The 24,687-nt window shown below is 63.7% G+C and carries 21 protein-coding genes and 1 pseudogene; 12 read left to right on the top strand and 10 right to left on the bottom strand.

The genetic code is table 11. From position 1 onward, the window contains the following. Window positions 1-2: 2 nt before the first annotated feature. Together BCV67_RS12800 and BCV67_RS12795 are read left to right on the top strand one after the other, a co-directional pair. Window positions 3-2,828, top strand: a complete 2,826-nt coding sequence (locus BCV67_RS12800) for a valine--tRNA ligase (protein WP_062169431.1) — start codon at window positions 3-5, stop codon at window positions 2,826-2,828. 457 nt (window positions 2,829-3,285) lie between these two features. Beyond that, on the top strand, window positions 3,286-4,110 hold the full coding sequence (locus BCV67_RS12795) for an EamA family transporter (protein WP_062169433.1): 825 nt from the start codon (window positions 3,286-3,288) through the stop codon (window positions 4,108-4,110). 23 nt (window positions 4,111-4,133) lie between these two features. Here BCV67_RS12795 and rimI read toward each other — a convergent pair whose 3' ends face one another. The 3 genes from rimI to pssA are packed head-to-tail and all read right to left on the bottom strand — an operon-like array spanning window position 4,134 to window position 5,874. Continuing rightward, entirely contained in the window at window positions 4,134-4,619 is a 486-nt protein-coding gene (gene rimI, locus BCV67_RS12790; protein WP_062169435.1) for a ribosomal protein S18-alanine N-acetyltransferase, read from the bottom strand. Continuing rightward, on the bottom strand, window positions 4,616-5,038 hold the full coding sequence (locus BCV67_RS12785; RefSeq protein ID WP_062171791.1) for a hypothetical protein: 423 nt from the start codon (window positions 5,036-5,038) through the stop codon (window positions 4,616-4,618). The genes rimI and BCV67_RS12785 overlap by 4 nt, the downstream gene beginning before the upstream one ends. A 56-nt stretch (window positions 5,039-5,094) precedes the next feature. Further along, window positions 5,095-5,874: a CDP-diacylglycerol--serine O-phosphatidyltransferase gene (pssA, locus tag BCV67_RS12780; protein WP_062169437.1), complete on the bottom strand. Its 780-nt coding sequence runs from the start codon at window positions 5,872-5,874 to the stop codon at window positions 5,095-5,097. Between the two features lie 82 nt (window positions 5,875-5,956). On the opposite strand from pssA, the gene BCV67_RS12775 reads away from it, so the two are divergent. The 3 genes and pseudogenes from BCV67_RS12775 to BCV67_RS12765 all read left to right on the top strand — a co-directional run. Beyond that, window positions 5,957-6,346: a DUF4124 domain-containing protein gene (locus tag BCV67_RS12775; RefSeq protein ID WP_062169439.1), complete on the top strand. Its 390-nt coding sequence runs from the start codon at window positions 5,957-5,959 to the stop codon at window positions 6,344-6,346. 618 nt (window positions 6,347-6,964) lie between these two features. Then, the gene (locus BCV67_RS12770; protein ID WP_062169441.1) at window positions 6,965-8,659 is read left to right on the top strand and encodes a proline--tRNA ligase; all 1,695 of its coding nucleotides are present in this window, start codon (window positions 6,965-6,967) and stop codon (window positions 8,657-8,659) included. 162 nt (window positions 8,660-8,821) lie between these two features. After that, a pseudogene (locus BCV67_RS12765) lies at window positions 8,822-9,199 on the top strand (H-NS family nucleoid-associated regulatory protein); the annotation flags it as partial. Window positions 9,200-9,538: 339 nt separating this feature from the next. Here BCV67_RS12765 and BCV67_RS12760 read toward each other — a convergent pair. Further along, window positions 9,539-10,810 (bottom strand): threonine/serine ThrE exporter family protein, encoded by a 1,272-nt coding sequence (locus BCV67_RS12760; protein WP_062169445.1) that lies wholly within the window; start codon window positions 10,808-10,810, stop codon window positions 9,539-9,541. 83 nt (window positions 10,811-10,893) lie between these two features. Between BCV67_RS12760 and BCV67_RS12755 the strand changes: the two genes are divergently transcribed. From BCV67_RS12755 to BCV67_RS12740, 4 genes are read left to right on the top strand one after another with little or no spacing between them, the layout of a single operon-like run. Then, a complete protein-coding gene (locus BCV67_RS12755) occupies window positions 10,894-12,006 on the top strand; it encodes an ABC transporter permease (protein ID WP_062171794.1) in 1,113 nt (370 codons plus the stop codon). Between the two features lie 4 nt (window positions 12,007-12,010). Further along, entirely contained in the window at window positions 12,011-12,820 is an 810-nt protein-coding gene (locus BCV67_RS12750; protein WP_062169448.1) for an ABC transporter ATP-binding protein, read from the top strand. A gap of 1 nt (window position 12,821) precedes the next feature. Further along, the gene (locus BCV67_RS12745; protein ID WP_062169450.1) at window positions 12,822-13,748 is read left to right on the top strand and encodes an MlaD family protein; all 927 of its coding nucleotides are present in this window, start codon (window positions 12,822-12,824) and stop codon (window positions 13,746-13,748) included. Beyond that, window positions 13,745-14,392 carry an ABC-type transport auxiliary lipoprotein family protein gene (locus tag BCV67_RS12740; protein ID WP_062169452.1) on the top strand — a complete coding sequence of 216 codons (648 nt, stop codon included), beginning with the start codon at window positions 13,745-13,747 and terminating at the stop codon, window positions 14,390-14,392. Before BCV67_RS12745 ends, BCV67_RS12740 begins: the two co-directional genes overlap by 4 nt. On the opposite strand, the gene BCV67_RS12735 is transcribed toward BCV67_RS12740, so the two are convergent. Next, window positions 14,346-14,948 (bottom strand): alpha-ketoglutarate-dependent dioxygenase AlkB family protein, encoded by a 603-nt coding sequence (locus tag BCV67_RS12735; protein WP_062169454.1) that lies wholly within the window; start codon window positions 14,946-14,948, stop codon window positions 14,346-14,348. The genes BCV67_RS12740 and BCV67_RS12735 overlap by 47 nt on opposite strands. A gap of 168 nt (window positions 14,949-15,116) precedes the next feature. Here BCV67_RS12735 and BCV67_RS12730 point away from each other — a divergent pair, with 168 nt between their 5' ends. Next, window positions 15,117-17,942: a rhamnan synthesis F family protein gene (locus BCV67_RS12730; RefSeq protein WP_065868121.1), complete on the top strand. Its 2,826-nt coding sequence runs from the start codon at window positions 15,117-15,119 to the stop codon at window positions 17,940-17,942. Here BCV67_RS12730 and BCV67_RS12725 read toward each other — a convergent pair. Beyond that, complete coding sequence (locus tag BCV67_RS12725) at window positions 17,939-18,568, bottom strand: CoA transferase subunit B (protein ID WP_062169456.1); 630 nt, start codon at window positions 18,566-18,568, stop codon at window positions 17,939-17,941. The two genes, BCV67_RS12730 and BCV67_RS12725, sit on opposite strands and share 4 nt — an antisense overlap. Before the next feature lies 1 nt (window position 18,569). Continuing rightward, on the bottom strand, window positions 18,570-19,304 hold the full coding sequence (locus BCV67_RS12720; RefSeq protein ID WP_062169458.1) for a CoA transferase subunit A: 735 nt from the start codon (window positions 19,302-19,304) through the stop codon (window positions 18,570-18,572). A gap of 174 nt (window positions 19,305-19,478) precedes the next feature. Between BCV67_RS12720 and BCV67_RS12715 the strand changes: the two genes are divergently transcribed. Together BCV67_RS12715 and BCV67_RS12710 are read left to right on the top strand one after the other, a co-directional pair. Then, window positions 19,479-20,825: a phosphomannomutase/phosphoglucomutase gene (locus tag BCV67_RS12715; protein WP_062169465.1), complete on the top strand. Its 1,347-nt coding sequence runs from the start codon at window positions 19,479-19,481 to the stop codon at window positions 20,823-20,825. A gap of 8 nt (window positions 20,826-20,833) precedes the next feature. Beyond that, window positions 20,834-22,237 (top strand): mannose-1-phosphate guanylyltransferase/mannose-6-phosphate isomerase, encoded by a 1,404-nt coding sequence (locus BCV67_RS12710; RefSeq protein WP_062169467.1) that lies wholly within the window; start codon window positions 20,834-20,836, stop codon window positions 22,235-22,237. A gap of 100 nt (window positions 22,238-22,337) precedes the next feature. On the opposite strand, the gene rfbD is transcribed toward BCV67_RS12710, so the two are convergent. From rfbD to rfbA, 3 genes are read right to left on the bottom strand one after another with little or no spacing between them, the layout of a single operon-like run. Further along, window positions 22,338-23,237 carry a dTDP-4-dehydrorhamnose reductase gene (gene rfbD / locus BCV67_RS12705; protein WP_062169469.1) on the bottom strand — a complete coding sequence of 300 codons (900 nt, stop codon included), beginning with the start codon at window positions 23,235-23,237 and terminating at the stop codon, window positions 22,338-22,340. Next, window positions 23,234-23,791, bottom strand: coding sequence for a dTDP-4-dehydrorhamnose 3,5-epimerase (gene rfbC / locus BCV67_RS12700; protein WP_062169471.1), 558 nt, complete (start codon window positions 23,789-23,791; stop codon window positions 23,234-23,236). Before rfbC ends, rfbD begins: the two co-directional genes overlap by 4 nt. Then, window positions 23,788-24,675, bottom strand: a complete 888-nt coding sequence (gene rfbA, locus BCV67_RS12695; RefSeq protein ID WP_062169473.1) for a glucose-1-phosphate thymidylyltransferase RfbA — start codon at window positions 24,673-24,675, stop codon at window positions 23,788-23,790. The genes rfbC and rfbA overlap by 4 nt, the downstream gene beginning before the upstream one ends. Between the last annotated feature and the right edge of the window lie 12 nt (window positions 24,676-24,687).

Genomic DNA, 24,687 nt, shown 5'->3' with positions numbered 1-24,687 from the left:
GCATGACCCAACTCGCCTCCAGCTACGACCCCAAATCCTTTGAAACCGCGCTCTATGAGTCGTGGGAGAAGGCCGGCCTGTTCAAGCCGTCCGGCAAGGGCGAGCCGTACACCATTCTGCTGCCGCCGCCGAACGTCACCGGCACCCTGCACATGGGCCACGCCTTCCAGCAGACGCTGATGGATGCGCTGATCCGCTACCACCGCATGCGTGGCTACGACACGCTGTGGCAGGTGGGTACCGACCACGCCGGCATCGCCACCGAGATGGTTGTCAGCCGCAACCTGGCGCTGGAAGGCAAGGGCGAAACCCGCGATTCGCTGGGCCGCGATGGCTTCATCGGCAAGGTCTGGGAGTGGAAGGCGCATTCGGGCAACGTGATCGAAGGCCAGATGCGCCGCCTCGGCACCTCGGCCGACTGGTCGCGCAGCACCTTCACCATGGACCCGGGCCCGAGCGAGGCGGTGATCGAATCGTTCATCCGCTGGCATGAGCAGGGCCTGATCTACCGTGGCCAGCGCCTGGTCAACTGGGATCCGGTGCTGAAGACCGCCATTTCCGACCTGGAAGTGGAGAGCGTGGAAGAAGACGGCTTCATGTGGTCGATTGCCTATGCGCTGAACGACGGTGCCAGCTATGAGCACGTCGAAGTGGATGCCGACGGCAACGAAACCCTGCGCGAAACCCGCAACTACCTGGTCGTGGCCACCACCCGCCCGGAAACCCTGCTGGGCGACACCGCGGTGATGGTGCACCCGGAAGACAGCCGCTACGCGCACCTGATCGGCAAGAGCGTGACCCTGCCGCTGACCGGCCGCAGCGTGCCGGTGATCGGCGACGACTACGTCGACAAGGCGTTCGGCACCGGCGTGGTCAAGGTGACCCCGGCGCACGACTTCAACGACTACCAGGTGGGCGTGCGCCACCGCCTGCCGATGATCAACCTGTTCACCACCACCGCCACGCTCAACGAGAACGCCCCGGAACAGTACCGTGGCCTGGACCGTTACGAAGCGCGCAAGGTGATCCTGGCCGAGCTGGAAGACCTGGGCATGCTGGTCGAGACCAAGGCGCACAAGCTGCAGGTGCCGCGCGGCGACCGCACCGGCCAGGTGATCGAGCCCTATCTGACCGACCAGTGGTTCGTGAAGATGGACGGGCTGGCCAAGCGTGGCCTGGAATTGGTTGAGAACGGCTCGATCAAGTTCGTGCCAGGCAACTGGATCAACACCTATCGCCACTGGATGGAGAACATCCAGGATTGGTGCATCAGCCGCCAGCTGTGGTGGGGCCATCGCATTCCGGCGTGGTTCGACGACGCCGGCAACTGCTACGTGGGCCGCAACGAAGCCGAAGCGCGCGCCAAGGCCGGGCTGGGTAACGACGTTGCGCTGACCCAGGACAGCGACGTGCTGGAGACCTGGTTCTCCTCGCAACTATGGCCGTTCTCCACCTTGGGCTGGCCGAACGAAACGGCGATGGCCGAGCGTGGCTTTGAGCGCTACCTGCCGTCGAACGTGCTGGTCACCGGCTTCGACATCATCTTCTTCTGGGTGGCGCGCATGATCATGGCCACCGACAGCTTCACCGGCCAGATCCCGTTCAAGGACGTCTACATGACCGGGCTGATCCGCGACGGCCAGGGCCAGAAGATGTCCAAGTCCAAGGGCAATGTGCTGGACCCGCTGGACATCATCGACGGCATCAGCATCGACGACCTGGTTGCCAAGCGCACCCATGGCCTGATGCAGCCGAAGATGGCCGAGAAGATCGAGAAGGCCACCCGCAAGGAATTCCCGGACGGCATCCTCGCCCACGGTGCCGATGCGCTGCGCTTCACCATCGCCGCACTGGCCACCCACGGCCGCGACATCAAGTTCGACATGAGCCGCGCCGAGGGCTACAAGAACTTCTGCAACAAGCTGTGGAACGCCAGCCGCTTCACCCTGATGAACACTGAGGGTGCGAGCTTCACCGGCGCACTGCAGCCGCGTACTGATGCCGAAAAGTGGATCCTCGCGCGCCTGGCCAAGGTCTCGGCCGAAGCGCAGCAGCACTTCGCCGATTACCGCTTCGACCTGTTGTCGCAGGCGCTGTACGAGTTTGTCTGGAACGAGTTCTGCGATTGGTTCCTGGAACTGACCAAGCCTGCGCTCAACGGCGACAACGCCGAAGACGCCGCCAGCACCCGCCACACCCTGCTGTACGTGCTGGAAGCGGTACTGCGCCTGCTGCACCCGCTGACCCCGTTCGTCACCGAGCAGCTGTGGCAGCAGGTGGCACCGCGCCTGGGCATCACCGACGCGTCGCTGTCGCTGCGCGCCTACCCGACCGCAGCGGAATTTGCCGGCGATTACGCGCAGGCCGAAGTCGACGTGGAATGGTTCAAGGTCATGGTCAGCGCCCTGCGTCGCGTGCGCAGCGAGTTGAACGTGCCGCCATCCAAGCAGGTCCGCCTGTTGTTGCAGGGCGGCCAGGACACTGATCGTGCACGCATCGAACGCTTTGCCTCGCAGCTGCGCTTCCTGTTGAAGCTGGAGAACATCGACTGGTTGGCGGCAGATGCGGTGACGCCACCGGCGGCAGCGGCGATTGTCGGCGAGCTGAAGCTGCTGGTGCCGCTGGAAGGCCTGGTGGATCTGGACGCCGAGCGCGCGCGCCTGGACAAGGAGATCGCCCGCGTTTCCTCGGAGAAGGAAAAGAGCGAAACCAAGCTGTCCAAGTTCACCGACAAGGTGCCGGCGGCAGTGGTCGAGCAGGAACGTGTACGCCTGCTGGACTGGAACAGCCAGCTGGCCGGCCTGCAGGAACAGCGCGCGAAGCTGTAAGGCTTGCTGATTGCTGTTGTGGAAAACGCCGCCTTCGGGCGGCGTTTTCTTTTGTGCGTATTGGATGCGAAGAGCTGCAAGCCAACCAGCAAAAATCAAAAGCCCCCTCATCCGCCCTGTCGGGCACCTTCTCCCGCGCGCGGGAGAAGGGACTGCAATGATTTTTGCGCTGTGATGGGTGGCCCCACTATCACGCTCGAGTCGAAGCCGAAGCCGAAACCAAGGCCAAAGCACGTAAAAAAGCCAAAGCCAAAGCACGTAAAGCCGATTACTCAGTAACCCCGCAGAAGTGCATGTTGCATTGCATTCCCTTCTCCCGCCTGCGGGAGAAGGTGCCCGACAGGGCGGATGAGGGGGCTCTTTGTTCTTGGCTTTGGGCTTTTGCCTTTCACTCCCAACAACCCCAACAGCCCTCAATCCCAGCTACCCTCAACAAGCCTCCAAACCACCCACCCCAATGTCCCTCGGCATCTTCTGCGCCGTCCTGTTCGCCGCCCTGCTCCACGCCAGTTGGAACGCCATCGTCAAACTCGGTGGCGACAAACTGCTGACCACGATCCTGGTCACCGGCTGGGCCGCTGTGCTGTCCGCCATTGCCCTGCCCTGGCTGCCAGCGCCGGCAACACACAGCTGGCCTTGGCTCGCTGCCTCCGCCGTGCTGCAGACCGGCTACTACGTGCTTGTCGCCCGCGCCTATCACAGCGCCGACATGAGCCTGTCCTACCCGTTGATGCGCGGCTGCGCGCCGCTGCTGGTCGCCATCGCCGGCACTTGGCTGTTCAACGAACACCTGCCCGCCGCTGCCTGGGCAGGGATCGCCCTGATCAGCGGCGGCATCCTGTGCATGGCCGGCAGCGGCAAAGGCGGCAACATTCGCCTGCCGCTGGGCATCGCCGTGGTCATCGCCACCTACACCCTGGTCGACGCACAGGGCGCACGATTGTCGGGCAATGCCGTGAGCTACACGCTGTGGCTGTTCCTGCTATCCGGCCTGCCGCTGCCGCTGTGGGCGCTGTTTGCCCGCCGCGCGCAACTCGGCAGCTATCTGCGCGGCAACTGGCAACGCGGCCTGGTGGGTGGCATCGGCACCACCGCCTCGTATGCGATCGCGCTGTGGGCAATGACGCTGGCGCCGGTGGCGGTGATCGCCGCGCTGCGCGAGACCTCGATCCTGTTCGCGCTGCTGATATCGGCGCTGCTGCTGAAAGAACACATCAGCCGCCGGCGCCTGCTTGCCGCCGGGCTGATCGTCACCGGGGTAATGCTGCTACGGCTGGCCTGACAAGCTCGCCTTGAAAGCATGGCTTACAGCGGCGGCATCACGCTGATGTCGTCGTCCACCAGTTCCATCGCCATCACCAGCGCATCCTCGCGTCCGTTCGCGGTGGGGTAATAGCGCGGGCGGCGGCCAATCTCGTTGAATCCCTCGCTGTGGTACAGCGCAATCGCCGAGGTATTTGACGGGCGCACTTCCAGAAACACCCGCAATGCGCGGCGCTGGCGGGCAACCCGCACCAGCTCACGCAACAGGCGCCGGCCGTGGCCGCGTGACTGGCACAGGGGGTCGACGCAGACATTGAGCACATGCGCCTCATCAGCGGCTAGGCTGAGCACGCCGTAGCCGACGATGCCATCGTCCTGCACCAATACCCGGCTCGGGTAATCGGCACGCAGACAATCCTGGAAGATGCCGCGCGTCCACGGGAACGGATAGGCGCGCAGCTCCACTTCCATCACCGCATCCAGATCCGCGTCATACATCGGCCGCAGGACCGTGCCCAACGCGCTCATTGCCGCGATTTCCGCCGCAATGCGCGTAGCTGCGGCCACAAGGCGCGCTTGGCGGCCGGATTGGCGCGCAGCTCGGCCAGCGGCCAGCTGTCCATCAGCGCCCGCGTCTGCGGGTCGTTCGGATTGCAGCCGGAAGCGCGCAGCAAGGCGATCTGCAGGCGATCGGGCATGCGCACTCCGCCGCTGCGGCGCGTGCCGCCGGCCGGGGCTGCGGTAAACGCCGGCGCCGGTGCGGTACTCGGCGCATCCGGGGCCTTCTGCGAGGCTTGCCGCGAGGCCGCAGCGGCAACCGGTTTGCCCGGCGCGGCCATCTGCGGCGGCGATGCCGGCTCCGCTGCCAAAGCGGGCGCCTCAGCTACCGGCGCAGCGACCGGCGGCGCATCCAGCGCGCCGCCTTCCAGATAAACGGTGTAGCCCATCGCCTGCAGCCACGCCTGCTGCTCCGGGGTCCACACCGGCTCGGGCGAGAAACCGATCACTGCACCTTGCCAGCCGGTTGCCGCCAGCGCTGCAACAGCCACATCACCGGCCCGGACAGCGCGTAGATCACGCCAACCACCAGCAAGGTACGCGCCGGGTCCAGCACCACGATCGAAATCACGATCGGCACCAGCGCCAGCACCACGAACGGCACGCGCTCCGAGCGCGGGCCTTTTTCGCTGCCACCCTTGAAGCTCCAGAAGCGGATCCGGCTGACCATCAGCAGGCCGGACACGATGGTCACGCCCAAGGCGACATAGCGCAGCTGCTCGCCGCTCCAACCCAGCTGGCCGTCAGCGAAGGCCCAGACGAAGGACATCATCAAGCCGGCCGCAGCCGGGCTTGCCAGGCCGACAAACCAGCGCTTGTCAACCGTACCCACCTGGGTGTTGAAGCGGGCCAGCCGCAATGCGGCGCAGGCGGCATACAAAAACGCTGCCGACCAGCCGACCCGGCCCAGCACGTCACCGTCGAACTTCAGGGAAGACAGGGCCCAGTGATACATGACCAGCGCCGGCGCCATGCCGAAGCTGACCAGATCGGCCAGGGAGTCGTATTGCACGCCGAATTCGCTGCTGGTGCCGGTCAAACGCGCAACCCGGCCATCCAGCCCATCCATCACCGCCGCCACGAACACAGCAATGCTGGCGTTGACGAACTGGCCGTTGGAGGCGGCGATGATCGCGTAGAAGCCGGCAAACAGCCCGGCGGTGGTAAACAGGTTCGGGAGCAGGTAGATGCTGCGCGAACGGGGTGGTGGTCTCAATTCGTCCATACCGGCCAGTTTAATCGACTTGCCAGCCACGTCACCGGGTGCTGCAATCGCCCCCTGCCCTGTTTCGGTGCCTGGAGTTGCCATGCTCGCCCTGTCCCGCCTCTGCTGCCTGCTCGTGCTCACAGCCGCCGCCAGCGCCCATGCCGGCAATCTCTACAAGTGGAAGGACGCCAATGGCGTCACCCAGTACTCGGAACGGCCGCCGGCCGGGAAGCAGTACGAAACCCGCCGCATCACCGCCAGCGGCGCATCGACGGCCGAACCAGCCGCACCGGCCGAGGCCGCCGAATCGGCCCAATGCCTGGGTGCGCGGAAAAACCTGGACCTGCTGAACGGCAGTGGCCCGGTGCTGCATGACACCGACGGCGATGGCAAGCCGGATGCGCCCTTGGATGACGCCCAGCGCGACGCGCAGAAGCGGCTGGCCGAGGCGGCAGCGGCGGCTTATTGCAAGCCAGCACCGAAGAATTGAGCGAGGCGGCAACTGCCGGACGGTGATTTTGCGTTTGTGAAGCCTGCCCGGCGATAAGGTTGAGGGGTTGTGGGAGCGGCGTAAGCCGCGAAGCTCGTAATCCCTGCAATTGCCAACACTTCCGCCAACCTGGATCGGCTAGCTTCGCGGCTTACGCCGCTCCTACAGCTTTGCCCCCTCCTTTTGGCCGCAGGCCAAGGGGAGGGCTGGGGAGGGGTGGCTTTTGAGGCCTTTCTGTATTCCCAGCTTCGCGGCTGACGTCGCTCCCATGGCTTTGCTCCAGCTCTGCTCCCTCCCTTTGGCCGCAGGCCAAGGGGGGGACTGGGGAGGGGTCGGCTTTTGAGGCCTTTCTGTATTCCCGGCTTCGCGGCTTACGCCGCTCCTACAGCTCTGCCCCAGCTCTGCTCCAGCTCTGCTCCCTCCCTTTGGCCGCAGGCCAAGGGGAGGGTTGGGGAGGGGTTGGCTTTTGAGGCCTTGCTGTATTAACCGGCTTCGCGGCTTACGCCGCTCCTGCAGCCAGTTTCCCCCTCGCCGCTGCCCTGACCTGCTCGCGGCGGTACGCAGGGGCCTGCAAGGCTGGCAAAATAGCGGATCGTCCGTTCTGCGAAGCCCCCTGCCATGCGCCTTTCCCGTTTCCACCTGCACACCACCAAGGAAACCCCTGCCGACGCCGAGCTGGTCAGCCACCGGCTGATGCTGCGCGCGGGCATGATCCGCAAGCTGGCATCGGGCCTGTACACCTGGTCGCCGCTGGGCCTGCGGGTGCTGCGCAAGGTGGAAACCATTGTCCGCGAGGAAATGAACCGCGCCGGCGCGGTAGAGCTGCAGCTGCCCACCATCCAGCCCAAGGAATTGTGGGAAGAAACCGGCCGCTGGCAGAAATTCGGCGGCCAGCTGCTGAAAATCAAGGACCGCAAGGAGCAGGAATACTGCTACAGCCCCACCGCCGAGGAAGCCATTACCGACTTCGCGCGCCAGGAGCTGTCCAGCTACAAGCAGCTGCCGGTCAATTTCTACCAGGTGCAGACCAAGTTCCGCGACGAAATCCGCCCGCGTTTCGGCGTCATGCGTTCGCGCGAGTTTTTGATGAAGGATGCCTATTCCTTCCATCTGGACGACGCCAGCCTGGTCGCCGAATACGAAAACATGAAGGCGGCCTATAGCCGCATCTTCACCCGCCTGGGCCTGGAATTCCGCGCTGTGCAGGCCGATTCCGGCGCCATTGGTGGCGACGCCTCGCAGGAATTCCACGTGATCGCCGATTCTGGCGAGGACGCGCTGGTGTTCTCCACGGGCTCGGATTACGCCGCCAATGTGGAAGCCGCCGTCGCCGCCGATCCGGCAGCGCGCGCCGCTGCCAGCGAAACGCTGCGCAAGATCGACACCCCCACCCAGAAGACCTGCGAAGACGTGGCCGCGCTGATGGGCATCGCCCTGCTGCGCACGGTCAAATCGGTCGCGATCATGACCACCGATAATCAGTTCGTGCTGGCACTGGTGCGTGGTGACCACGAGGTCAATGAAATCAAATTGGCCAAGGTGGCTGGCCTGAACGATTACCGCATGGCCAGCGAAGCCGAGATTGCCGATTATCTGGGCAGCGAGCCGGGTTTCCTCGGCCCATTGAATCCGCGCAAGCCCATCCGCGTGGTGGCTGACCGCGAAGTGGCGGCAATGGCTGATTTTGTGGTCGGCGCCAATGAGAAAGGTCTGCATATTGCTGGCGTCAACTGGGGCCGTGACCTGGCCGAGCCGGAAGTTGCCGATATCCGCAACGTCAAGGCCGGCGACCGTGCCCGCGACGGCGGCGAGCTGAAGATTACCCGCGGTATCGAAGTGGGCCACGTGTTCCAGCTGGGCCGCCAATATGCGCAGGCATTGAAGGCCACCGTGCTGGACCAGAACGGCAAGGCTGCGGTGATGGCGATGGGCTGTTATGGCATTGGCGTGTCGCGCATCGTGGCGGCCGCGATCGAGCAGAACCATGACGAGGTTGGCATTATCTGGCCGGTAAGCATGGCGCCGTGGCAGGCGGTGGTCTGCATGATCAACCCGAAGCAGGACCCGGCGGTCACCGCCGCCGCCGAAGCACTGCTGGCCCAGCTGCAGGCCGCTGGCGTGGACGCCGCACTGGATGATCGTGGTCTGCGCCCGGGGCAGATGTTTGCCGATATGGAACTGATCGGCATTCCGCATCGCATCGTGGTGTCCGAACGTGGCCTGGCAGCAGGCACCGTGGAATACCGCGCACGCAGCGCCAGCGAAGCGGAGAATCTGGATCAGGCAACCGCTATCAGCAGGATTACCGGCTGAATCAGCCCACTTAAAACGCCGGGACATTTTCCCGGCGTTTTCATTTGCGGATAACATGGAAAACGGTATTTATCTGTCATTCCCGTAACCGGCCCGGTATGCTTTGCTGCGCTGCCACGGAATGGCATTCACCCCCAACCCATTATCCGGAGTAGTTATTCGATGAGTATCGATCTGTCCCAGCTGTCGGCCAAAGAACTGGCCGTACTGATCCGCGACGCACAGAAGCGCAAGACCGTTGTCGCCAAGCGCCAGCCGATTGCCAAGGCCCGTGCCCTGGTGGCCGCTGCCGCCAAGAAGGCTGGCTATACCGTCGAAGAGCTGTTCGGCACCGGCGCCGCCGTTGCAGTGAAGGCCCCGCGTGGCGCCAAGGCCAGCAAGGGCGCTGCCAAGACCGGCCGCAAGCTGCCCAAGGTTGAGCCGAAGTATCGCAACCCGGCCAATGCCGCTGAAACCTGGACCGGCCGTGGCAAGCAGCCGCGCTGGCTGGCCGAATACACCAAGGCAGGCCGCAAGGTCGAAGATTTCCTGATCCAGAAGTAAGTAATCTGGAACGGAAATTACAAAACGCCGGCAGCTGCCGGCGTTTTTTTATTGGCTGGATTTAATGTCCGCTGCCGAGCCTTGGATTTGCCGATTCCGGCACTCAAACGCCAGGGATTATCTGAAAGCAACGTAGCCCGGGTAAGCGCAGCGCACCCGGGGAGCAGGAAAAGCCGGAATATGCAGATATTTCCCAATGGCCGCAGACAGCCCCGGGTGCGCTGCGCTTACCCAGGCTACCTTGATCGCTGCGAGATCACGTTGCCGGCGCAGCGCGGTGCTTTCGTGAACAGCAATGGCTATCAGCCCTTCAGCGCCGGGCAGTGCACCCGCGCATCAGAGATTCTTGCGCGCCGGTACCAGCAGGTTGCCGAACAACAGCCCGGCCACCAGCGCCATCACCACGTTGACCACGGTCAGCAGCGCCGATTCACCGGCATTCACGTTCTGCTGCTGGATCAGGCTCAGCACGCCGCGCAGGCTGGTGCTGCCGGGCACCAGCATGATGATGCCCGGCAGGCGGATGATCGCGCCGGGCCGCTGCACGATGCGCCCGAACAGATTGCCGGCGGCAGTAACCGCCATTGCGGCGAGAAAGATGCCCGCTGGCGCGCCCCATAACTGGCCGCCATAACGGGAAATGGCATACCCGGCCACCGACGCCGCCATCACCCAGGGGTAATCACGCTTGCTGGCACGGAACAACATGGCGAAGGCAAACGAGGCCACCAGCACCGAGCCCCATTCCACCCAGTTGGATTGCGGCCGCGAGGCACGGATAACCGGTTCCAGGCCGATGGAATTGGCGATGGTGACGGCGATCATCGCGCCCACCGTGAGCTTCATGATGGTGGTCAGCGCACCGGCAAAACGCGCCGTGCCCGATACCCAATGCCCACTGGCCAGTTCATTGACCGAATTGGTCAGCGCCATACCCGGCAGCAGCACCACCAGTGACGCGATGATGGTGGAGTTCAGATTCAAGGGGCCGATGAAGCTGGCCACCAGCACGGCCACGAAGCCGGCCAGCAATGCCGCCAATGCCTCACCGGCCTCTCGCGTTGCGACGCGCCGGTCGGTGTAGAACAGCATCAGGCCGATCAGCAGGCCGGTGATGCCGGCGGTGGCGATATCCAGCCACGGCAGCCGCCACAACCCCGCCACGCCCGCCGAGCCCAGGGTGAACGAGGCCAGCAGCTGGATCTTGCTGCGCATGCCACCGTCCTTGTCGAGCTGGCGCAGCGCGGTATGCCCTTGGGCAATGGACATCTGCCCGGCCGCCACCGCATCGGCGATCTGGTCGGCCATTGCAAGTTTGTGCAGGTTGGTATCGCCCGGGCCCAGGCGGATGACGCGGGTGATATCGCTGGAGCCGATGGCACGAGTGGGGTCGCTGAAACTCAGAATCAGCCCGGTCGGGTTCGACCACGGCTCACAATCCAGATCCAACTGCTGCGCCAAGGCCACCACGGCCGCCTCCAGACGCTGCGCGGTCGTGCCATAACTGTGCAGGCGCCCGGCCATCTCCGAAACGAAGGCCACACGTTGCGCATAGGTAGCCCGATTGGAAGCGGTGGCCGGGGCAGCGGCAAGGGTTTCGGCAGACATGGCCGCTAGTATCACCTGAAGCGGATGAAATACTCATCCGGGTTGAAGGGCGGACAGGGTATTCTCCGCAGTCAATGGTCACCATGAAAGACATTCCCCCACCCGATTGCGTACTTCCTCCCGATGCGGATGGCCTGCTCAGGCTTTCCGGCAACTGGACCTTGTCCACCGCGCTGCGCTCGGGCGAGGTCTTGCACGCGCAGACCGGGCAGGTGACCGGTATCGACGCGCGCTCCATCGACCGGTTGGATTCGGCCGGGGTACTGCTGTTGCTGCGCTATGCGCACAAGCTGGGGCTGCCAGATGAAGCGCTGCAGTTCCGCGACGATCACCAGGCCCTGGTCTGCACCATCGAGGAAGTCGCCGACGAACGACCCAAGCCGCAACGCGATTACGGCGTGGCCGCCGCGCTGGAGCGCCTGGGCCGCTCGGTGTATGCCATTGCCGGCAACATTGTGGTGCTGGTCAACTTCCTCGGCGAAAACCTGAGCAAGCTGGCACGCCTGGTCCGCCAGCCGCGTCGCTTCCGGCTGACCGCAGCGGTCAATCAGATGGAAGAAGTTGGCCTGAACGCTGTGCCGCTGGTGGCGCTGCTGTCCTATCTGGTGGGCGCGGTGATCGCCTTCCTCGGTTCCACCATCCTGCGCGACTTCGGTGCGGAGATCTATGTGGTGGAGTTGGTCTCGATTGCCTTCCTGCGCGAGTTCGCGGTGCTGCTTACCGCCATCGTGCTGGCCGGGCGTACCGCCAGCGCCTTCACCGCACAGATTGGTGCGATGAAGGCACGCGAGGAAATCGACGCCATCCAGACCCTGGGCCTGGACCCGATCGACCTGCTGGTACTGCCGCGGGTGGTCGCGCTGCTGATCATGCTGCCCCTGCTTACCTTCATCGCGATGATCGCCGGCCTGGCCGGTGGCGTCACCGTCGGTGCATTTGATCTGGGTATTCCGCCGCAGATGTACCTGGCGCGCATGCACGACACCATCGAGGTGCGGCACATGCTGGTCGGCCTGTCCAAGGCGCCGGTATTCGCGTTGATCATCGCGTTGATCGGCTGCCTGGAAGGCCTGAAGGTGGAAGGCACCGCACAATCGGTGGGCGAACGCACCACCTCCAGCGTGGTGCAGACCATCTCGCTGGTCATCATCCTCGACGCGCTGGCCGCGTTGTGGTTCATGCACATGGGCTGGTGAGCGAATGAACACCCCTGAAGCCACCACCGTTGAAGACACCGAACTGGCCATCCGCGTGCGCGGGCTGGTGAATCGTTTTGGCAGCCAGACCGTGCACGACAGCCTGGACCTGGACGTGCGGCGTGGCGAAATCCTCGGCGTGGTTGGCGGCTCGGGCACCGGTAAATCGGTGTTGATGCGCTCCATCCTCGGCCTGCGCACGCCCGATGCCGGGCAGATTGAAGTACTGGGCGTGGATGCCCGTTCGGGCAATCCGGCCGACCGCCTGCGCATCGAGCGCAACACCGGCGTGCTGTTCCAGGACGGCGCCCTGTTCTCCTCGCTGACGGTTGGCGAGAACGTGCAGGTGCCGCTCAAGGAACATCACCCCGAACTCAGCGAACGCTGGCATTACGAACTGGCCCTGCTGAAAGTGAAACTGGCCGGCCTGCCTGCCGACGCCATCAACAAGCTGCCCTCGCAGCTGTCCGGCGGCATGCGCAAACGCGCCGGCCTGGCCCGCGCGCTCGCGCTGGACCCACCCTTGCTGTTCCTGGATGAGCCCACCGCCGGGCTCGATCCGATCGGCGCGGCCGCCTTCGACCGCCTGATCAAGACCCTGCAGGAAGCACTGGGCCTGACCGTCTTCCTGATCACCCACGATCTGGACACGCTCTACGCCATCTGCGACCGCGTCGCGGTGCTGGCTGACCACAAGGTCATCGCCAACGCCCCCTTGCCCGAAATCGAACAACTCGACCATCCGTGGATACGCGAGTACTTCCACGGCCCCCGCGCCCGCGCAGCGCGCGGCCTCCAGCACGAGCCTGCTTGATATGGAAACCAAAGCCAACTACGTCCTGATCGGTGCCTTCACCCTGCTTGCCGGCATTGCCCTGCTGGCGTTCGGGTTGTGGGCCGCCAAATATTCCTCCGACCGCACCTGGCAGGAGTACCGGGTGGTGTTCACCGAAGCAGTGACCGGTTTGTCGGTGGGCAGCCCGGTGCAGTACAACGGCATCGCGGTGGGCTCGATCACCGAGCTGACCCTGGCCCCGGACGACCCGCGCAAGGTAGTGGCCAAACTGCGGCTCAATTCCACCACCCCGGTCAAGACCGATACCCGCGCCAAAATGGCCATCACCAGCCTGACCGGGCCGTCGATCATCCAGCTCAGCGGCGGCACGCCGCAGGCGGCCGCGCTCACCGCGGTCAGCAAGGAACCGGTGCCGACCATCGCCACCACGCCTTCGGCACTGCAGAACATCACCGACGTTGCCAACCGCGTGGTCGAACGCATGGACGAGCTGCTCAGCGACGACAACGTCAACAAGATCTCGGCCACGCTCGCCCATCTGGAAACCATCAGCAGCGGCCTGGCCGACCGTGACCAGGGCACGCAGGCATTGCTGGTGGAAGCCCGCGATGCCGCACGCAACCTCAACGTCACCCTCGGCTCCGCCAATGGCGCGATCCAGAACCTGGACCAGAACGTACTGCGGCAGCTGCCGGCCACCCTGGACAAGCTCGACACCAGCCTTGGCAAGCTGGACTCGGCCGCCGGCAACGCCGACGCCATCCTTGGCGAGAACCGCGCGGCCATCAACAGTTTTGCCAACGATGGCCTGGCCCAGCTCGGCCCGACCCTGACCGAACTGCGCGGTCTCATCCGCGACCTGCGCCGGGTCAGTGACCGGCTGGAGAACAACCCGGCGCGCTACCTGCTCGGCCGCGACGCCCCGAAGGAGTTCGAACCCAAATGAAGCGCATCCCCCTGATCAAACTGCTTGCCCCCGCCTGCCTGCTGGCTCTGGCCGGCTGTTCGGTGCTGGCCGGTGGCGACCGCCAATCCACCACCATTTATGCGCCACAGGTACGGGTACAGGCCGATCCGGCATGGCCGCAGGTCAACTGGCAGCTGGCCATCGCCAAACCCAGCGCGGCGCGCCTGATCGACAGCCCACGCATCAACGTGCGGCCGACGCCGGGGGAGCTGGAGGTTTACCGCGGTGCCACCTGGTCGCAGCCGGCCACCGATATCCTGGAAGACACTCTTCTGCGCGGCTTTGAGGATTCCGGGCGGATCGATGCGGTTGCGCGCATCGCCACCGGCATCCGCTCCGATTACAAGCTGACCACCGACCTGCGCCGTTTCGAGTCGGACTACCGCGGCGGCGAGCTGCCGGCGGCTACCATCGAACTGAACGCCAAGTTGATCCACAGCTTGGACCAGCGCGTGGTCGCCGCACGCACCTTCGTCGTCACCGAGCCGGCCACCTCCACCGAGATCGGCAGCGTCGCCAGCGCCTTTGAAACGGCACTGGGCAAGACCACCACCGTGCTGATTGGCTGGACCCTGCTCAACGGCCAGCGCGACGCGGCACAGCAGCGATCTGGCGGAAAGTAAGGTTGATGCGCTCGCCCGACACCCGCGCGGTCTTGGGCAGCGCATGCTGGTAATCGCGCTGGCAATCCCCGCGCATCAGCAACAGATCGCCATGGCCGAGCCGGTATTCGAGCTTGCGTGCGGGATCATCGCGGCGACGCAGTAGAAAGCGGCGCTCAGCGCCCAGGCTCAGTGAAGCGATCAGCGGCGTCGGCCCCAGTTCGGGCTCGTCATCGCTATGCCAGCCCATGCTGTCGCGGCCATCGCGGTAGCGGTTCAGCAGCACGCTGTTGAAGCGGGTATCACAGGCCTGCTGAAGCAACTCACGCACTTCCTGCACAGCCGGCGCCCAAGGGTGCGGAATGAAGTCCGCCCCCGAATAGCGGTAATGCGCATCCGCATCCCCCATCCAGCAGCTCAGCCGCGGCGAATCCAGCCAGCGCCCGAACATGCGGATGCGGTGAACCTCCCAAGACACCTGCGTATGCAAGGCCAGCAACAAGGCATCCGCCTGTGCTGCGGGCAGCCAGGCGGATTGGTGATGGATGTCGAACTCTGGCGGAGCAAGTGTCAGCATCGGCGCACGCTAACACTCAAATGCGCTCCGCATTTGCCCGTTGCAGCATGAATCCTGAAAATGGTCGTCCGTCAGCCCTGATTTCCCCGGAAGACACATGCCCACACAACCCAACCACGTCCGCTACCGGAGCTTGTTTCCCTATGCGGACAGCGGACAATCGTGCGCATGAATCGCTACCTACAGGCAGCACGCCGCTCCATCCAACAGCATGGCGGAGGCGTCGGAGGGCTATTCTCGGTGATCCGCAGGGCAATGAAGATCACGGCTGCTATGGGAATCCGCGGCGTGGTCGATCGGCTGCATTCGGCCAGCGCGGTGCGCACGATGGTCGCTGATACGCTCGACGAAACCCCGTTACCCGCTCCGGTCCCGCTGGCCGCGTTGGACCTGCGTGTGGGCGTGATGGCACACATCTTCTATCCCGATCTCATTGATGAGTTCGCGCAGTCGTTGCAGCACATCCCTGTCCCATTCACCCTGCTGGTGTCCGTCGTCGACGCTGTCGCGGCCGAGCAAGTGCAGGCCCGCATGAAGCAACTGCCGAACGTGCAGCAGCTCTCCGTCAAGATCGTCGAAAACCGAGGGCGCGACATCGCACCGCTACTGGTGGACTTCCATGACGAGGTCCTCGCGCTGGATGTTATCTGTCACGTTCATACCAAGAAGTCGCTTTATACCGGCGGTGAGCAAAGCCGATGGCGCCGCTACCTGCTGGACTCACTGTTCGGCTCCACCGAACGGGTCGCCTGGATACTCGGAACGTTGCAGGCCAGTCCAACGCTTGGCCTTGTTTACCCAGAAAGCTACGAAGAAATGCCGCTATGGGGGCACACGTTCCTCAGCAACGGCCCCGCATGCGATGCCCTTGCCGCACGTTTGGGGATCGCCTTGGAGCACGGCCGCTACCTTGATTATCCCGCCGGCTCGATGTTCTGGGCGCGCGTGGACGCTCTGCGTCCCTTGTTCGATCTGCACCTGCAAACGCATGACTTTCCACCTGAACAAGGACAAGTGGACGGCACCCTGCAACATGCAACGGAACGGATGTTCAGCCAGGTTGCACGTCACCAGGGATACTGGCTGGGCATCCTGCCCACCGACGGAGGCCTGACACTGACAACGGAGGGCCTACGCAATGTGCACGACGCGCTGGCCCTTGATATCGGTCAGCGGCTCCGACTTTCGGCACTGCAGGCCTCTACTGTCAGTTTCGATGTGTTCGACACACTGGCGGTGCGCCCGTTCCTGACGCCGGACGCGTCACGCGTCTATCTGGCATGGCGCATGGAGCGCGAGCACGGCGTTAACGAATTTGTCCGTCTTCGTTGCGACGCTGAGGCTTCGCAACGCAATGCATTGCAACGCGACCCCACGCTGACGGAGATTTACCAGCAGTTGGCGCGCCAGCTCGGTATGTCCATCGCGGTGGCGGAACGTCTGATGGCCACGGAGCTGGAGCACGAGCGCCGCCAACTGCGTCCTCGGCTGGGTGTAGTGAATGCACTGATGCAAGTGAATCCCATCCCCAGATTCGCTCTGTCTGACATGTATCTGGATACCGCGCAGCTGAAGCAGGTCTTGCCTGACATAGTGGTCGCCGCACTCCCCACCTGGCGCGTCTCATGCGAGACCGGTCTGCGCAAGGACCAGCTGTGCAGCTGGCCAGAACTGGCGCGTCGTGAAGGCATCAATATTGCCCGCTGGTTGCACGTTGGTGACAACGAGCAAGCCGACGTGCAATTGCCGCAATTGGCCAACCTACTAACTCCCGTGCACGTCCTGCGCCCAGCCGCCCTGCTGGATGTCATCCCCGCACTACGAGCGCTCCGCCATCCCGAAGGCGCGCGCGCGCCCTGGCCTGAACAGCTTTGGCGCGGGCTCTTGGTGAACCGTTTCGCCTTCCTGCTCGATTCCCAGCCACAACGGTTGCGCGGGCGCCTGCAACTGGATGCCGAAAATCTGGGTTACGCAGCGCTTGGCCCCTTGTTGCTCGACTTCCTGCTGACGATGCTGCGGACAACGACACAACAAGGCGTGGACAGCCTGCTTTTTCTCAGCCGCGAGGGGCATCTTCTGCACCAGGCCTTCGAACGCCTGCAACCGTTCCATCCGACCGCCAGGCAGCTGCATGCCCACTATTTCCTTGCTTCACGCCGTGCCACGGCACTGCCAGCCATGCATCGCGCCGATGACGTGAACCTGATGTTGGAAGGCACCTTCAACGGCACCCTATGCCAACTGCTGCAAGCGCGCGGCGGCGATACCGCTGTCGAAGCGGTCGCCAGCGTTCTCCCGGATCTGCTCGATCGCGCCGTATTCCTACCAGAAATGGCGACCACCATTGCCGAATGGCTGCAGCCCGCGCTGCCGGCATTGCTTGCCCGCGCCGCGCAGGCGCGCGCCGATTACCTGACCTATTGGTCCACGTTTGGCAACACCCAGTCATCCATGGTGGTTGACATAGGCTACGCAGGGACGATCCAGCGCAACCTCTCCCGCTTGCGCCAACAGCCGCTTGGCGGCTACTACATGGCCCTTCGTTCACGGGCCAGCCAACTGCAGGACGGTAACTGGGCACAGGCCCGCTACTTCGATGGTCGCCAAGGCGGCGAGGAGACAACCTCACCGATCCTGTCCCATGACTTGTTGCTGGAGGCCTTGCTGGGCGCACCCGCCGGGCAGTTCAACGGCTTTGGAACGGATGGAAATGCGTCCATCCAGCCACGCTTTGGCCCTGTCGAACTGGACGCACAGGGTCTGCAATCGTTGCAGCGCACCCATCAGGGCGCGCTGGCATTCATAGATGACGTTGGTGCGATGCTCGGTGAGTACATCGCTGATATCGAGCTGGACGCCGCTGGCATTCAGGTTCCACTGCAATGCGTGGCCAACGGCCGCTGGGATGCCGATGAAACACTCCGACAACTGGCCACCGACGACAGCTTCACCGGCCGCGGCAAGGTTGCAGCGGCCGGGAATTCCATCAATTAACGCCGGAACGCAACGCCGGTCTTTTCCTTCAACTCGTCATCACTGACACCCGGCGCGGCTTCCACCAGCACCAGGCCATCGGCGCCGACATCGAAGATCGCCAGATCGGTGATGATGCGGTCGACCACGCCCACGCCGGTCAGCGGCAAGGTGCAGTCGGGCAGGATCTTGTGCTCGCCGTTCTTGGCGGTGTGCTCCATCAGCACCACCACGCGCTGCACGCCGGCAACCAAATCCATCGCGCCGCCCATGCCCTTGACCATCTTGCCGGGCACCATCCAGTTGGCCAGGTCGCCCTTGTCAGTCACCTGCATGGCGCCGAGGATGGCCAGGTTGATATGGCCGCCGCGGATCATCGCGAACGAATCATGGCTGCCGAAGTAGCTGGCACCGGCACGCGCGGTGACAGTCTGCTTGCCGGCATTGATCAGGTCGGCGTCCACCTCAGCCTCGGTCGGGAACGGGCCGATGCCAAGCAGGCCGTTCTCCGACTGCAGCCATACATCCACACCTTCCGGAATGTGGTTGGCCACCAGGGTCGGCAGGCCGATGCCCAGATTCACGTAGGCACCATCGGTCAGCTCGCGCGCGGCGCGCTGTGCCATTTCGTCACGGGTCCAGGCCATCTCAGTTCCCCTCCTGACGCACGGTGCGCTGTTCGATGCGCTTCTCCGGCGTTGCGTTCAATACGATGCGATCGACGTAGATGCCCGGCAGGTGGACCTGATCCGGATCGATGGCGCCCACCGGCACGATCTCTTCCACCTCCACCACGCAGACCTTGCCGGCCATGGCGCAGGCGGGGTTGAAGTTGCGTGCGGTCTTGCGGAACAGCAGGTTGCCGGCTTCGTCAGCCTTCCACGCCTTGACCAGCGACACATCAGCCTTCAGCGCGGTTTCCAGCACATAGTGCTTGCCGTCGATCTCGCGGGTTTCCTTGCCTTCGGCAACGATGGTGCCGTAGCCGGTGGCGGTGAAGAACGCGGGAATACCAGCACCGCCGGCGCGCAGACGCTCGGCCAGGGTGCCCTGCGGGTTGAATTCCAGCTCCAGTTCACCGGCCAGGTACTGCCGCTCGAACTCCTTGTTCTCGCCCACATAGGACGAAATCATCTTCTTGATCTGGCGGGTTTCCAGCAGCTGGCCCAGGCCAAAGCCATCCACGCCGGCGTTGTTGGAGATCGCGGTCAGGCCCTTGACCCCGCTGTCGCGCAGCGCGGCAATCAGTGCCTCGGGGATGCCACACAGGCCAAAGCCACCTACGGCAAGGGTTTGCCCGTCGGCCACAATGCCAGCCAGGGCATCAGCAGCGCTGGCAAAGACCTTGCCGCGTTGCCGGGCCAAAGAGGAGAGATCGCTCATCGCATCACGCTCACAGTACTGAAGATGGCCATATTCTAGCCATACTGCGGTGACGGCCCCCTTGGACTTTCGGCCAGCGCATACGGCTCCTTGGAATTTCCATCCAGCGGGCAGACAGCCTCGGAGCGCGTACCCGACTAAACTAGGCAATCTTCCACCCAGCAGGATGCATGCATGCCCCTCCCCGCGTTCAAGGCCTATGACATCCGTGGCCGTGTGCCCGAAGAGCTCAATGAAGACATGGCCCGCAAGATCGGCAAGGCACTGGCCGCCGAGCTCGGCGCCGGGCCCGTGGTGCTGGGCCATGACGTGCGCCTGACCAGCCCTGCGCTGCAGGAGGCATTGGCTGCGGGTCTGCGCGGACAGGGCCGCGAGGTCATCGACATCGGCCTGTGCGGCACCGAGGAAGTCTATTTCCAGACCGGCCATCTGCAGGCCGCTGGCGGCGTGATGGTCACCGCCAGCCACAACCCGATGGACTACAACGGCATGAAGCTGGTGCGCGAACAAGCGCGTCCGATCAGCTCGGACACCGGCCTGTTCACCATTTCAGATGCCGTCGCCGCCGATGACTCGCTGCCGCAGCCCGCGCGCACCGGCCAGAGCGAGCAGCACGACAAGAGCGCCTACATCCAGCACCTGCTCAGCTACATCGATGCCAGCCAGCTCAAGCCGCTGAAGCTGGTGGTCAACGCCGGCAACGGTGGTGCCGGCGCCATTGTCGACCTGCTCGCGCCGCATCTTCCGCTGGAATTCGTGCGTATCTGCCACGAACCCGATGGCAGCTTCCCCAACGGCATCCCCAACCCGCTGTTGCCGGAAAACCGCGACGTCACCGCCAAGGCCGTGCGCGAGCATGGTGCCGACTTCGGCATCGCCTGGGATGGCGACTTCGACCGCTGCTTCTTCTTCGACCACAACGGTCGCTTCATTGAAGGCTATTACTTGGTCGGTCTGCTGGCCCAGGCCATCCTCGCCCGCAACCCCGGCGGCAAGATCATCCACGATCCGCGCCTGACCTGGAACACGGTCGAGATGGTCGAATCGGCCGGTGGCGAGCCAGTGCTGTGCAAGAGCGGCCACGCCTTCATCAAGGAAAAAATGCGCGCCGAGAACGCCGTCTATGGCGGCGAAATGAGCGCGCACCATTACTTCCGGGAATTCGCCTATGCCGATTCCGGGATGATCCCGTGGCTGTTGATTGCCGCACAGGTGTCCAGCAGCGGCCTGTCATTGGCCGAGTTGGTCGAAGACCGCATGGCGCGCTTCCCGTGCAGCGGCGAAATCAATTTCAAGGTTGCCGATGCCAAGGCGGCCGTCGCCCGGGTAATGGCACACTTCGCCGCGCAGTCGCCGGCACTAGACCATACCGACGGAATCAGCGCCGACTTCGGCAACTGGCGCTTCAACCTGCGCAGTTCCAACACCGAGCCGTTGCTGCGCTTGAACGTTGAAACCCGGGGTGATGCAGCCTTGCTGGCAGACCGCACTGCTGAAATCTCCACCTTGATCACCGCCTGAGAAACGCCATGAGCCAGATCCTGCCCGTCATCCTTTCCGGTGGTTCCGGCACGCGCCTGTGGCCACTTTCACGTGAGGCCTATCCCAAGCAGTTCCTGCAGTTGGCCAGCGAGCACAGCATGCTGCAGTCCACTTGGTTGCGGGTGGCCGATGTCGCCACGCAGGCACCGATCGTGGTGGCCAACGAGGCGCACCGGTTCGTTGCCGCCGAGCAACTGCAGCAGGTGGGGACCACACCGTCGGCGATCCTGCTGGAGCCGGTCGGCCGCAATACCGCACCGGCCATTGCTGCCGCTGCATTGGAAGCCTGCCGCGACGGCGCAGACCCGCTGCTGCTGGTGCTGCCTTCAGACCATTTGATTCGTCATGTGGGGCATTTCCACAGCGCCATCATGGACGCGGCGGATATCGCCGAACAGGGCAAGCTGGTTACCTTCGGCATCCAGCCAACTGCGCCGGAAACCGGCTATGGCTACATCAAGGCTACGCCCGGTGACGGTGCACGGGCCATCGAGCGTTTCGTCGAAAAGCCCGACTTGGCTACCGCACAGGCCTATGTGGCCTCGGGCGAGTACTACTGGAACAGCGGCATGTTCCTGTTCCGCGCCTCGCGTTACCTGCAGGAGCTGGAACGCCTGCAGCCGCAGATCCTGGCTGCCTGCCGCGCTTCGTGGGAAAAGGCACGACGCGAAAGCGACTTCATCCGCCTGGATGCGGAGGCCTTCAAGGCCAGCCCATCGGATTCGATCGATTACGCGGTGATGGAAAAGACCGCCGACGCTGCCGTGGTGCCGCTGGATGCCGGCTGGAGCGATGTCGGCTCGTGGACCGCGCTGCGCGATGTCTCCGAACAGGACGCCAACGGCAACGCGCATCGCGGCGATGTCATTGCCATCGACTGCCACGACACCTTCGCGTATGGCGAACGCCTGATTGCGATGGTGGGCCTGGATGACGTGATCGTGGTCGAGACCGACGATGCGGTGCTGGTCGGAAAGTCCGACCGCATGCAGGAAGTAAAGGACGTCGTGGCGCGACTGAAGGCCGATGGCCGCAGCGAAGCCACCTGGCATCGCAAGGTCTATCGCCCATGGGGCGCCTACGATTCGATCGACCACGGCGAACGCTTCCAGGTGAAGCGCATCACAGTCAAACCCGGCGGCACCCTGAGCCTGCAGATGCACCATCACCGCGCAGAGCACTGGATCGTGGTCAGCGGCACCGCCGAGGTCACGCGCGGCGATGAAGTGCTGCTACTGACAGAGAACCAGAGCACCTATATTCCGCTCGGTGTCACCCACCGTCTGCGCAACCCGGGCAAGCTGCCGCTGGAGCTGATCGAGGTGCAATCCGGCAGCTATCTCGGCGAAGACGATATCGTGCGCTTCGAGGATACCTACGGTCGCACCTGAGATAACGAGCAGGCCGCACAGAAAAAACCCCGGGCATCCCCGGGGTTTTTTCCATCTCGGCGCCGGCATGATGATCCATCGCCATGCGCATGAGCACAGCTCAGGCGTTGGCGATCTCAGCGATCACGTGACGCAGGCCCTCGCGCCAAGCCGGCAGGGTGATGCCAAAATCCTTCTGCAGCTTGCGATTGTCCAGTACCGACCAGGCCGGGCGCTTGGCCGGTGTCGGGTATTCCGCGCTTGAGATTGCCTGCACGCTCGGGGCCTTCGCCAATACACCTGCAGCGACTGCCTCGGCGAAAATCGCCTCGGCAAAACCATGCCAACTGGTTTGCCCCGATGCCGTCAAATGCCAGGTGCCGGACAACTGCCCCGGGTGTTGCAAAGCCTGCGCAGTCACATCGGCGATCAAGGCTGCCGGTGTCGGCGTGCCCAACTGGTCGGCCACCACCCGCAGTTCATCGCGTTCAGCGCCTACCCGCAGCATCGTGCGCAGGAAGTTGCCGCCGTGCGAGGCATACACCCACGCGGTACGGAAGATAAGGTGCCGGCCGCCGGCTGCGCGTACCGCCTCTTCGCCGTCACGCTTGCTGCTGCCATACACGCCCAACGGTGCCGTGGCATGGTCTTCAGCATAAGCCGCAGTGCCCTGCCCATCGAATACATAGTCCGTGGAGTAATGCACCATGGGTACATTGTGAGCTGCACACCATTGAGCGATCACGCCCGGCGCCTGGGCATTGGCCCGGAACGCCGCTTCGGGCTCCTGTTCGGCCTTGTCGACGGCGGTATAGGCGGCAGCGTTGACGACCACCGAAGGCTGCAGCCGATCCAGCAAGGTCGGCAGGCCTTCAGGCGAATCGAAATCCGCCACCTCGCAAGCACTGCCATCCGCCAGCGTTCCACTGCGCGTGGTGGCAATGACGGGGCCCAGTGGAGCCAGTGCCCGCAGCAGCTCCCGGCCCACTTGCCCGTTGCCGCCAAAGACCAATACGGTCATGGCACGTAGACCGGCAGACGGTCTTCGGCGATGTCTTTCAGGAAAGGCGCTGTTTCGTCCTTACCCGACAAGATCGGAGCGCTGATTGGCCAATCCACTGCGATGTCGGCATCGTTCCAGCGAATGCCTGCATCCGCTTCTTTTACATAGACGTCCGTGCACAAATAGTTGAATAGCGCGCGCTCCGAAAGCACGGCAAAGCCGTGCGCAAAACCTTCGGGTATCCAGAACTGGCGCTTGTTCTCCGCACTCAGGATGACAGCTTCCCAGCGACCGAAGGTAGGCGAGCCACGGCGGATATCCACCGCCACGTCATACACCTCGCCTTCCAGCACACTGACCAGCTTGCCCTGCGGGCGGGGCCACTGGTAGTGCAGGCCGCGCAACACGCCCTTACTTGAAGCAGAGACATTGCTCTGCACGAAGTTGCCTGGCAGACCGAGGGCAGCAAAGCGCTCAGCGTTCCAGGTTTCAAAAAAAAAGCCCCGTGCATCGCCAAACACCGCAGGCTCTATGACGGCGCACCCGGGTATGGTGGTTTTTATTACTTTCACGGAACAACACCGCGCTGCAGGAGCTTCTGCAAATACTGTCCATAGCCATTCTTGGATAACGGCGCAGCCAATGCTTCAAGCTGCTCCGCAGATATCCAACCCTGGCCATAGGCAATTTCCTCAGGGCAGCAAACCTGCAAACCCTGACGGGTCTGGATGGTTTCGATGAAGTTGGAAGCCTCCAGCAAGGACTGGTGCGTACCTGTATCCAACCAAGCGTAGCCACGACCAAGTGCCTCGAGCTGCAATTTACCTTCGTTCAGGTACACCTGATTGAGATCAGTGATCTCCAACTCGCCGCGCGGCGAGGGCTTCAATGCAGCCGCATAGTCACTGGCATTACCGTCATAGAAATACAGGCCGGTCACCGCATAGTTGGAGCGCGGTTCGGCAGGCTTTTCCACCAACCCAACAACCTTGCCATCCTTGCCAAACTCGGCCACGCCGTAGCGCTCCGGGTCATTGACCCAGTAGCCGAACACCGTCGCTCCATCGTCACGCGCATCGGCGCGCTTGAGCACTTCGCGCAAGCCCGTGCCGTGGAAAATATTGTCACCGAGCACCAGGCAGCTGGGCTTGCCACCGACGAATTCACGGCCGATCAGATACGCCTGTGCCAAACCGTCCGGGCTGGCCTGTACCGCATACTGAATGTCCATTCCCCACTGCGAACCATCACCCAGCAGCTGTTGGAACAAAGCCTGTTCATGCGGCGTATTGATGATCAGTACTTCACGGATGCCCGCCAGCATCAGCACGCTGAGCGGGTAATAGATCATGGGCTTGTCGTAGACCGGCAGCAATTGTTTGCTGACGCCCTTGGTGATCGGATACAGCCGCGTGCCAGAGCCTCCGGCCAGGATGATGCCTTTACGTTGCGTCATGGTTGTTCCCTA

The organism is Stenotrophomonas nitritireducens, from assembly GCF_001700965.1.
Lineage (GTDB): Bacteria > Pseudomonadota > Gammaproteobacteria > Xanthomonadales > Xanthomonadaceae > Stenotrophomonas > Stenotrophomonas nitritireducens_A.
Note: the sequence above shows the minus strand (reverse complement) of the source record. Positions and strands in the feature narration are given on the sequence as shown.

What these genes read in the sequence shown, in the direction of transcription:
- BCV67_RS12800 (WP_062169431.1), top strand. Translation starts at nt 3, where the DNA reads ATGACCCAACTCGCCTCCAGCTACGACCCCAAATCCTTTGAAACCGCG.
- BCV67_RS12795 (WP_062169433.1), top strand. Translation starts at nt 3,286, where the DNA reads ATGTCCCTCGGCATCTTCTGCGCCGTCCTGTTCGCCGCCCTGCTCCAC.
- rimI (WP_062169435.1), bottom strand. Translation starts at nt 4,619, where the DNA reads ATGAGCGCGTTGGGCACGGTCCTGCGGCCGATGTATGACGCGGATCTG.
- BCV67_RS12785 (WP_062171791.1), bottom strand. Translation starts at nt 5,038, where the DNA reads ATGGGCTACACCGTTTATCTGGAAGGCGGCGCGCTGGATGCGCCGCCG.
- pssA (WP_062169437.1), bottom strand. Translation starts at nt 5,874, where the DNA reads ATGGACGAATTGAGACCACCACCCCGTTCGCGCAGCATCTACCTGCTC.
- BCV67_RS12775 (WP_062169439.1), top strand. Translation starts at nt 5,957, where the DNA reads ATGCTCGCCCTGTCCCGCCTCTGCTGCCTGCTCGTGCTCACAGCCGCC.
- BCV67_RS12770 (WP_062169441.1), top strand. Translation starts at nt 6,965, where the DNA reads ATGCGCCTTTCCCGTTTCCACCTGCACACCACCAAGGAAACCCCTGCC.
- BCV67_RS12760 (WP_062169445.1), bottom strand. Translation starts at nt 10,810, where the DNA reads ATGTCTGCCGAAACCCTTGCCGCTGCCCCGGCCACCGCTTCCAATCGG.
- BCV67_RS12755 (WP_062171794.1), top strand. Translation starts at nt 10,894, where the DNA reads ATGAAAGACATTCCCCCACCCGATTGCGTACTTCCTCCCGATGCGGAT.
- BCV67_RS12750 (WP_062169448.1), top strand. Translation starts at nt 12,011, where the DNA reads ATGAACACCCCTGAAGCCACCACCGTTGAAGACACCGAACTGGCCATC.
- BCV67_RS12745 (WP_062169450.1), top strand. Translation starts at nt 12,822, where the DNA reads ATGGAAACCAAAGCCAACTACGTCCTGATCGGTGCCTTCACCCTGCTT.
- BCV67_RS12740 (WP_062169452.1), top strand. Translation starts at nt 13,745, where the DNA reads ATGAAGCGCATCCCCCTGATCAAACTGCTTGCCCCCGCCTGCCTGCTG.
- BCV67_RS12735 (WP_062169454.1), bottom strand. Translation starts at nt 14,948, where the DNA reads ATGCTGACACTTGCTCCGCCAGAGTTCGACATCCATCACCAATCCGCC.
- BCV67_RS12730 (WP_065868121.1), top strand. Translation starts at nt 15,117, where the DNA reads ATGAATCGCTACCTACAGGCAGCACGCCGCTCCATCCAACAGCATGGC.
- BCV67_RS12725 (WP_062169456.1), bottom strand. Translation starts at nt 18,568, where the DNA reads ATGGCCTGGACCCGTGACGAAATGGCACAGCGCGCCGCGCGCGAGCTG.
- BCV67_RS12720 (WP_062169458.1), bottom strand. Translation starts at nt 19,304, where the DNA reads ATGAGCGATCTCTCCTCTTTGGCCCGGCAACGCGGCAAGGTCTTTGCC.
- BCV67_RS12715 (WP_062169465.1), top strand. Translation starts at nt 19,479, where the DNA reads ATGCCCCTCCCCGCGTTCAAGGCCTATGACATCCGTGGCCGTGTGCCC.
- BCV67_RS12710 (WP_062169467.1), top strand. Translation starts at nt 20,834, where the DNA reads ATGAGCCAGATCCTGCCCGTCATCCTTTCCGGTGGTTCCGGCACGCGC.
- rfbD (WP_062169469.1), bottom strand. Translation starts at nt 23,237, where the DNA reads ATGACCGTATTGGTCTTTGGCGGCAACGGGCAAGTGGGCCGGGAGCTG.
- rfbA (WP_062169473.1), bottom strand. Translation starts at nt 24,675, where the DNA reads ATGACGCAACGTAAAGGCATCATCCTGGCCGGAGGCTCTGGCACGCGG.